At 68.4% G+C, this 6,653-nt stretch carries 6 protein-coding genes; 3 read left to right on the top strand and 3 right to left on the bottom strand.

Going from position 1 to position 6,653, the window contains the following annotated elements:
- Positions 1-1,123: carbamoyl-phosphate synthase large subunit (locus GXY47_12760; GenBank protein NLV32013.1), on the bottom strand; the 1,123-nt coding region annotated here is incomplete at its 3' end.
- Between the two features lie 110 nt (positions 1,124-1,233).
- On the opposite strand from GXY47_12760, the gene GXY47_12755 reads away from it, so the two are divergent.
- Both GXY47_12755 and hcp read left to right on the top strand, forming a co-directional pair.
- Positions 1,234-3,021, top strand: a complete 1,788-nt coding sequence (locus GXY47_12755; GenBank protein NLV32012.1) for an SLC13 family permease — start codon at positions 1,234-1,236, stop codon at positions 3,019-3,021.
- Positions 3,022-3,134: 113 nt separating this feature from the next.
- Positions 3,135-4,775 (top strand): hydroxylamine reductase, encoded by a 1,641-nt coding sequence (gene hcp, locus GXY47_12750; GenBank protein NLV32011.1) that lies wholly within the window; start codon positions 3,135-3,137, stop codon positions 4,773-4,775.
- On the opposite strand, the gene GXY47_12745 is transcribed toward hcp, so the two are convergent.
- Both GXY47_12745 and GXY47_12740 read right to left on the bottom strand, forming a co-directional pair.
- Positions 4,772-5,020, bottom strand: a complete 249-nt coding sequence (locus GXY47_12745; protein NLV32010.1) for a hypothetical protein — start codon at positions 5,018-5,020, stop codon at positions 4,772-4,774. The two genes, hcp and GXY47_12745, sit on opposite strands and share 4 nt — an antisense overlap.
- Positions 5,017-5,352, bottom strand: coding sequence for a DUF2752 domain-containing protein (locus GXY47_12740; protein ID NLV32009.1), 336 nt, complete (start codon positions 5,350-5,352; stop codon positions 5,017-5,019). The genes GXY47_12745 and GXY47_12740 overlap by 4 nt, the downstream gene beginning before the upstream one ends.
- Before the next feature lie 202 nt (positions 5,353-5,554).
- On the opposite strand from GXY47_12740, the gene GXY47_12735 reads away from it, so the two are divergent.
- Entirely contained in the window at positions 5,555-6,472 is a 918-nt protein-coding gene (locus tag GXY47_12735) for a GDSL family lipase (protein ID NLV32008.1), read from the top strand.
- Positions 6,473-6,653 lie beyond the last annotated feature (181 nt).

Below are 6,653 nucleotides of genomic sequence, written 5' to 3'. Positions count from 1 at the left end.
GCCGGCGGAGGTCGCCGCGGGGGGTGTCGGCCGCGCTCAGACGCCCGTAGCGGGAGAGGGTGGTCGAATGCAGCCGGCGGCGCAGGCCCAGGGAGCGCAGGTGCCGGAAAGCGCAGCCGAAGACGCCCGGGTGCTCCGCGGGGTGCCGCGGGCGCCACAGCGGCGCGTCCTCGAGTTTGCGCAGCGGTTCGGAGGGGGAGAGGTACTGCCGCACGTCGCGCCGGTACTGCTCGAAGATTTCGGGGGTGGAGCGCACGAAGTCGCGCGCCGCGCGCTCCACCGCCTCGATGCCGTGGGTGACGGCGTCGGCGAGATTGGCCACGGTGTCCGTCTCCCCCGGGGCGAAGTCGACGACGGCGTCGACGATCCCCTGCACGCACAGTTCGTAGCTGCTGACCCCGACGTGGCGCGCGCACTCCTGCCAGGAGAGGTCGTATTTGCGCGCGATGCTGGCCAGGCCGCGCGGCTGGATGGTGTTGAACACCCCGTCGCGGGCGGAGAGGAGGAGGTTGACCGTGGCGAGCGGGATGGCCCCCCCGCTGTAGCCGCTGCCCAGGATGACGCCGACGGTGGGGACCTCGAGCTGCGCGAATTCGGCGATCAGGCGCGAGATGGAGTGGGCCTGGTTACGGAGGTTGGCCTCCTGGCCGGCGTCGGCGCCGGGGGTGTCCATGAAGGTGACGACGGGCAGCCCGCCGGCGGCGAAGCCGCGGATGATGTCCACCGCCCTCTCGTGGTGTTCGGGCATCCACACGCCCCCCCGGCGGGTGCGCTCCTGGGCCAGCACCCCCACCCGGCGGGTCCCGCCGCCGGGGAACTGCAGCTCTATCCGCGCCGCGTAGAGCGGCCCCATGTCGGTCTGCTCGAGCACGTGCCCGGCCAGGAGGCGGATGACGGCCTGCGCCCCGGTGCGGCGCGGATCCTCCGAGGGGAGCACGGCGGCGCGGACATAGGCGTCTACGTCCAGCCGGCGCAGCCCCCGCGCCCGCTGGGCCGCCTCCCCGGGCGGGAAGGCTCCGGGCAGCCGGCGGCCCCCGGCCAGCGGCGACACCCGGGCGAACGCGCCGGCGGCCTCCTCGGCCAGGGGAAAGAGCGGATCGGACACGGGATACTTGCCAGTCAATTCCAACCTCCAGGTTTCAGGATCGCAAACAATCGATTCTACTACCAGAAGGAGCCGGTGTGTGGCAATTTAGGACATCATACGGATCTTACGCTCCGGGTGGGCCCGTCATGGATAGTCCGATCGCCCTGGTTCTCGCCGTCCTCGCCGCCACGGTGGCCCTGCTGGTGCTGGACATCGTCCGCATCGACGTGGTGGCCATCCTCTGCATGCTGGCCCTGGGCTGGACGGGCGTTCTCGAGCCCGCCGAGACCTTTTCGGGATTTTCCAGCAACGCCGTTTTCGCCATGATGGGGGTGATGATCATGGGGCGCGGCGTCGCCAAAACGGGCGCCATGGACCGGTTCTCCAGGATGATCCTCGAGAAGGCGGGGAACGGCCGGACGCGGATCCTCGGCATTCTCGCGGTGGCCGTCGGCGCGATCTCCGGCCTGGTCCAGAATATCGGGGCCGTGGCCCTCTTTCTGCCGGGCATCCTGGATATTTCCCGGCGGGCGAAAATCCCCGCTTCGTCCCTCATCATGCCGGTCGGGTACGCCGCCATCCTGGGCGGCACCCTCACCATGGTCGGTTCCGGCCCGCTGATCCTGACCAACGACCTGCTGCGCAGCGCGGGTCTCGAGCCCTACGGGTTGTTCAGCGTGACCCCGGTCGGGGTCCTGCTCCTGGCTTCCGGCATCGGCTACCTCCTCCTGTTCGGGCGCCGGGTGCTCCCGCGGGCCCCCGGGCGGGAGAACCTGAAGTCCGAGCAGGAAAAGATGGTCGAAGCCTTCCACCTCCCGCACAAGATGCGGCAGTGCGCCGTCGAGGCCGGAAGCCCCCTGGAGGGGAAGACGCCGGAAGAGCTGAATCTATGGGAGCGCTACGGCATCAACATCCTCGGCCTTTCGGAGGGGCGCGAGGTCGTCTACGCTCCCTGGAGGGAAACGGTCCTGGCCCGGGGGCAGCGCCTGGCCCTGCTGGGGGAGGAGGCGGACCTCTACCGGTTCGCGGCCGAATTCGGGCTGAGGCTCCTCGGCCCTTCCGGCCGGTTTTCCGGGCTTTTCGACGCCGACCACGCCGGGTTTGCCGAAGCCATCGTGCCGCCCCGTTCGGAACTCGCGGGCCGGACCATCCGCCAGTACTCGCTCCGGAAACGTTACGCGGTGGAACCGGTCATGATCTTCAGCCGGGGGGAGGAGGTGCGGGGCGACCTTTCCGACCGGGAGATCGTCCCGGGGGACACCCTCATCGTCTACGGGCCGTGGGAAAAGATCCGGGACCTCGGGGAGGGGCTCGACTTCGTCGTGGCGACGCCGTTCGAAGCCGAGAGGAAGGACCGGGCCCGGACCCCGGCCGCCCTGGCCTGTTTCGCGCTCGCGATCGCGCTCGCGCTCGCGGGTCGCCCCATATCCATGGCTTTCTTCTCCGGCGCCGCGGCGATGATCCTGGCCCGGGTCCTGGACATCCAGGAGGCGTACCGCGCGATCGAGTGGAAGGTGGTTTTCCTGCTGGCAGGCCTCATCCCCCTGGGCGTCGCCATGCAGAAGACCGGGTCCGCCCGGTTCCTGGCGGAGCAGATCATGGCCGTGGCGGCGGACCGGCACCCCGCCCTGGTGTTTCTGGCCGTCGGGATCCTGTCGACGGCCTTTTCGCTCTTCATGTCCAACGTGGGCGCCATCGTGGTCCTGGCCCCCCTCGTCATCGGCATGGCCGAAATCGGCGGCCTTGACCCGCGCCCCCTGGTGCTCATGGCCGCGGTCTGCGCCGCGAATTCCTTCATCCTGCCGACGCACCAGGTCAACGCCCTGCTGATGTCGCCGGGCGGGTACCGCAACACCGACTACGTCCGGGCGGGGAGCGGGATGACGCTCCTCTTCCTGGCTGTCGCCGTCACCTTCTTCTATTTCCTCATGTGATCCCGGGAAATTGACCCGGGTCAAGGACCGGATCCCCGCGCGGGGTAATATGGATGTAGTATGATGAGGAACCGGGGCCGGTACGGCCGCGGCGGAAGCGAGGAGCGACGATCATGCATATGTTCTGTTACCAGTGCCAGGAAACCTCCATGGAGCGCGGCTGCGCCTATTTCGGCGCCTGCGGCAAGAGCGACGAGACCGCGAACCTCCAGGACCTGCTCATCCACCTCCTGCGCGGCGTCGCCTTCTGGGCGGAGCGCGCGGGGGAGGGGGGGAAGCGCGAAGCGGGGCTCTTCATCTCCGAATCCCTCTTCATGACGGTCACGAACACCAATTTCGACCCCGACCGCTTCGTCGCCAGGATCCGGGAGGGGATTTCGCTCCGCGCCCGCCTGCGTGCCGCGAGCCCCGCGCCCGACGTGGAGGCGCCCGAGGCGTCCGCGCCCGACCCGGCGGTCTGGGAGCCGGAGGACGAGGACGCCATCCGGCGCAAGTCGCTCTCGGTCGACATCCGCAGCATCAAGGACGCCGATCTCCGTTCCCTGCAGGAACTGTCCGTTTACGGGCTGAAGGGGGCGGGGGCCTACGCTTTTCACGCCGCCGCGCTGGGGCATTACGACGACGCCCTCCTCGATTCCATGATCCGGGCCCTGGCGGCGATGAATTTTCCCCGGACCGAAAGCGAGCTGGAGGAGGCCGCCGTCGAGACGGGGAGGATCATGATCGCGGCGATGGCGCTCCTGGACCAGGCCCATGCCGCGGTCTACGGCACGCCCGAAATCGTCCGCGTCCCCCTGGGGGTGCGCAAAAATCCGGGCATTCTCGTCACGGGGCACGACCTCCGGGACCTCGAGGAACTGCTCGAGCAGACCGAGGGGACGGGGGTGGACGTCTACACCCACAGCGAGATGTGGGCGGCGCACCAGTATCCCCGCTTGAGGAAATTCGGCCACCTGGTGGGGAATTACGGCAACGCCTGGTGGATGCAGGACCTGGAGTTCGCGAGCTTCCGGGGACCGATCCTGGTGACCACCAACTGCATCGTTCCCGTGGCGCCCGCCTACAAGGACAGGATCTTCACCACCGGGGTGGCCGGCTATCCCGGCGTCCCCCACATCGGGGACCCCGCCGGGGAAGGGCCCAAGGACTTTTCACGCCTGGTCGAACTGGCCCGCAACTGCCCGCCCCCCGAACCGATCGACGAGGGAGAGGTCACCGCCGGGTTTTCCCACCGCGCCGTGGCGCCCCTCATGGGTGAAATCGTCGAGGCCGTCCGGGCGGGGAAGATCCGGAAATTCGTCGTCATGGGGGGGTGCGACGGGCGCGACCCGAGGCGCGTCTACTACACCCGCCTGGCGCGCGCCCTGCCGCCCGACACCGTCATCCTCTCGGCCGGGTGCGCCAAGTACCGTTTCATCAAGCTGGACCTGGGGACCGTCGACGGCATCCCGCGGGTGCTCGACGCCGGGCAGTGCAACGACTGTTACAGCCTGGTGCGGATCGCGCTCGCCCTCAAGGAGGCCACCGGGGCCGGCGACATCAACGACCTCCCGCTTGCCCTGGACATCGCCTGGTACGACCAGAAAGCGGTGGGCATCATCCTGGCGCTGGCGGCCCTGGGGGTGCGCGGCATCCGTATCGGGCCGACCCTCCCCGCCTTCCTGCAGACCGAATCGGGGAAGCGGTTCATGGCCAAATACGACATTTTCCAGATCAGGAGCGTGGAGGAGGACCTGGCCGCGATCGCGGGTTAGAGGATGCCGCCTCCCAGGATCAGCCGGATCACCCCCAGGACCACGGCGATGGAACAGAGCACCACGCCCGCGATGGCGCCCCCCCGCTTTTCCGGGGCCGCCCCGAGGAGGGCGATGATGCCGACGATCAGCCCGACCCCGGCGAAGGGGATATTGAGCCAGTTGAGCGAACCGAGGCAGGGGATGAAGCCGATGCCGAGGCCGACGAGGGCGAGGATGCCCCAGATGAGACTGAGAAGGGTCATGGTGCGTATGCCTCCATGCGGCCCCTGACCGACCATGCCAGGGGCGGGAACAGGACCAGGTTGATGATGGAAAAGAGGTAGAGCGGGACCGCTCCCCGGTTGTTCCGGGCGGCCGCAGCCCAATCCCCGCGCGAGATGTCGAGGTAGGCCGTCGTCATGCCGCACAGGGGGCACGGGGGCTCCCCGCGCTCCCGCGTCGTGCATTCGGGGACGAGGGGGAGAATCCGCTCATGCGGCACCACGACGGGCACGAGCGCCAGGGTTCCCAGCAGCAGCGTGATCACCCCGTAGGCCCCGAGGAGAGCGAGCGCGAGTTCCCTTTTCTGTCCCATGTCCGGTTCTCCCACCCTCGGCTCGATCCCGGAGGCTCTTCCGCTGCGCGGCATTGAAGTGCTTTTCAGTATATCGCAGGAAACCGCCGGGGCGGAGGCAAAATTATCTCTCCCTTTGCAATAGGGTATCGGGGTGTCATACACTGTATGGCTTCAGCTTGTCTGGCATCCATAAATCAACCCCTCAACAAGGAGGCGGGTCGTGAAACGTAGGGAAAGATCGGGAAAATTCAATCGGTGTTGTAGTCTGGTGATGTTCTTTCTGGCCGGCGCGGCCGGCGCCGGCTTCGCCCAGGCGCCGCCCGCGGGGGTGCCGCCCGCGCCGGTGCCCGCGGCCGTGGCCATCGCGCGCCCCTCGGCGGCCGAGGTCCGGACGGCCGAGCGCGCCCTGGCCCGGTTTCTCGAGACCGCCGACCCCGAGATCAGGGAACTCGACCGGAAGTACCCGGGGCTCGTCTCGGTGCGCGTCCCCCCTCCCAACTCCGCCACGGTCCCCTACCTGGCCCCCTTTTTCCAGCAGAAGCACCAGGCCAACCTCGAGGTGGCCCGCAAGGGGGAGAGCGACGTCCTCTTCATGGGGGACTCCATCACCGACTTCTGGCGCAACGCGGACGGGATGTTCGCGGGCAAGCCGGTGCAGGATAAATATTTCGGCGACCTGAAGGTGGCCAATTTCGGCATCGCGGGGGACACCACGCAGGGGGTGCTCTACCGCCTGCAGAACGGCGAGGGACGGGGCTTCAAGCCCCGGGCGGTGATGCTGATGATCGGCACCAACAACACCGGCCGCAACAGCGCGGCCGAGATCGCCGAGGGGGTGGGCGCCGTGGTCCTCGAGCTGCAGAAGGACTTCCCGGAGGCCAAAATCCTGCTCCTCGCCATCTTTCCCCGCGGCGCGGCCGACGACCCCGTGCGCGGGACGATCGCCGAAATCAACGCCGTCATCTCCCGGCTCCACGACGGGGAGCGGGTGCACTACCTCGACATCGGGCAGAAGTTCCTGGACGCGGAAGGGAACATCCCCAAGGACGTGATGAGCGACGCCCTGCACCCGACGGGGAAGGGGTACGAGATCTGGGCCGAAGCGGTCAACGAGACGCTCCGGAAGCTGATGAAGTAGGTGGATCCGGGCCCGCCGCCAGGCGGGCCCGGGCGCGGTGAAATCACGGAATGAGGAAACGGCACCATGGCAGCGGAAGAGAGCGGTAACGACCTCCGGTACATCATCGGCGTCATGCGCCCCAGGTTCCTTCTCCTGGCCGTCGCCTGCGTCTTTCTCGGGCTGGCGGCCGCCGTGTGGG

Source organism: Acidobacteriota bacterium (genome assembly GCA_012729555.1).
Classification (GTDB): Bacteria; Acidobacteriota; UBA6911; order UBA6911; family UBA6911; genus UBA6911.
This window is presented reverse-complemented; position numbering and strand designations above follow the sequence as displayed.

Coding starts and splice junctions, on each gene's coding strand:
- GXY47_12755 (NLV32012.1), top strand. CDS start 1,234: ATGGATAGTCCGATCGCCCTGGTTCTCGCCGTCCTCGCCGCCACGGTG.
- hcp (NLV32011.1), top strand. CDS start 3,135: ATGCATATGTTCTGTTACCAGTGCCAGGAAACCTCCATGGAGCGCGGC.
- GXY47_12745 (NLV32010.1), bottom strand. CDS start 5,020: ATGACCCTTCTCAGTCTCATCTGGGGCATCCTCGCCCTCGTCGGCCTC.
- GXY47_12740 (NLV32009.1), bottom strand. CDS start 5,352: ATGGGACAGAAAAGGGAACTCGCGCTCGCTCTCCTCGGGGCCTACGGG.